The organism is Luteibacter sp. P4_E6, assembly GCF_056401535.1.
Window position 1 is genome coordinate 1 of the sequence record NZ_JBFUJE010000721.1, and the last position, 1,624, is coordinate 1,624.

Below are 1,624 nucleotides of genomic sequence, written 5' to 3' on the forward strand. Positions count from 1 at the left end.
CTCCCGGCGATCTTCAGTTCCTCCCTGTTGCCCCATGAACTGGCCGGTCTTTCCGCTTCGCATCGGGTCATCCAGTCGGAGGGCTGGCGTCGCCAGCGCCTGAGGCAGGTCACGCGACGCGTGCGCAGCGAGCTGACCGAACTGGGCTATCCCATCGCCGACGGCACCGAGCAGATCGTCGCGTTCGAAGCCGGCGTGGAGATCCTTACCGGGCGCGTGCGCGACGTCATGGAACACCACGGCGTGTTCGGTTYGGTGTTCAGTGCGCCTGCCACCACGGCCAACCGCTCATTGCTGCGCCTGACCCTGAATGCAGGCATGAGCGACGCCGATGTGGAGCGCCTGATCGACGTGTGCCGCGTGGCACGCGATGCCCTGGACCTGCCTGCATGGAGTGCCACGCGCCGGTTGTCTCGAGAGGCGGCCCGATCACTGTCGACCGAAGTGGCCTGACCTCAGGCGCGGGCGCATCCCTTTGCACTCAGTGCAACGAGACGCGCCCGCGCAGGATGTCCCAGAACATCGCCCAGTCACCCATCAAGCTATACAGGGGATGCTTGAAGGTGGCGGGGCGATTCTTCTCGAAGACGAAATGCCCCACCCATGCGAAGCCGTAGCCGCCGACCAGCGCCAGCCCTAACCAGCGCAGCTGGCCGGTGGCGACGAGCATCGCCAGCGCCGCCAGCACGACCCAGCTTCCGGCGAAATGCAGGCGCCGGCAGCGGACGTCGGCGTGCTCGCCCAGGTAGTAGGGATAGAAGTCGCGGAAACTGGCAAAGCGTGCCATCACGAAGCTCCGTTCAATACGTGGGCAGGGGAATCCGCTCGTACGCATCGCCGGGAACGATCGGAAAACGACCTTCCGACCACTCCACCTTGGCCGCCTCGATCAACGCCGGCGAACTCGCGACGAAATTCCACCACAGATGGCGCTCGCCATCGAGTGGTGCGCCGCCGAACAGCATGATCAGGGAAGGCTCGCGAGCCGTGAGCACGGGAGGCTCGCCGTCGACGGCCACGCCCATATCCAACGCACCGAGCTCGAGGTCGCCAAAGCGCGCGGCTCCTTCGACCACATAAGCGCCCCACTCTGCATGCTGCTCCGGCATGGTCAGCGTCGCTCCCGCCTCGAGACGCGCTTCGACGAAGAACATCGGCGCGTAGACGTGCACGGGAGACGTTACGCCGAAGGCATCGCCGGCAATAACAACCAGCCTGGCGCCATCACGCGTCACCCTCGGCAGCGTGTCGGCGCCGTGGTGGTGGAACTCGGGATCGATGCGCTCGTGGGATTTAGGCAGGGCCACCCACACCTGGATGCCGTGCAGGTTCTGCCCATGGTGACGCTCGTCCGGCGGCGTGCGTTCGGAGTGCACGATCCCACGCCCCGCCGTCATCCAGTTCACGTCACCCGGATGGATATCGACGGCGCTGCCCAGACTGTCGCGGTGGCGGATCGCGCCGGCGAACAGCCAGGTGACCGTGGCCAGCCCGATGTGCGGGTGCGGGCGCACGTCCATGCCGGTGTCTTCGCCAAAGGCGGCCGGGCCCATCTGGTCGAAGAAGACGAACGGACCGACGTGCCTGGCCTTCAGGTGCGGAAGCATGCGCCGCACGACAAACC

Annotated in this window: 3 protein-coding genes; 1 reads left to right on the top strand and 2 read right to left on the bottom strand. The window is 66.3% G+C overall.

The features are described 5' to 3' along the window. A partial coding sequence (locus tag AC1DT2_RS22780) for an aminotransferase class I/II-fold pyridoxal phosphate-dependent enzyme (protein ID WP_477298939.1) occupies positions 1-453 on the top strand: 453 nt, incomplete at its 5' end. A gap of 28 nt (positions 454-481) precedes the next feature. Here AC1DT2_RS22780 and AC1DT2_RS22785 read toward each other — a convergent pair. Further along, positions 482-787, bottom strand: a complete 306-nt coding sequence (locus AC1DT2_RS22785) for an Mpo1-like protein (RefSeq protein ID WP_063572144.1) — start codon at positions 785-787, stop codon at positions 482-484. Positions 788-800: 13 nt separating this feature from the next. Further along, positions 801-1,624, bottom strand: an 824-nt coding sequence (locus AC1DT2_RS22790) for a pirin family protein (RefSeq protein WP_477298941.1), incomplete at its 5' end; no start/stop codon positions are given.

What these genes read in the sequence shown, in the direction of transcription:
- AC1DT2_RS22785 (WP_063572144.1), bottom strand. Translation starts at nt 787, where the DNA reads ATGGCACGCTTTGCCAGTTTCCGCGACTTCTATCCCTACTACCTGGGC.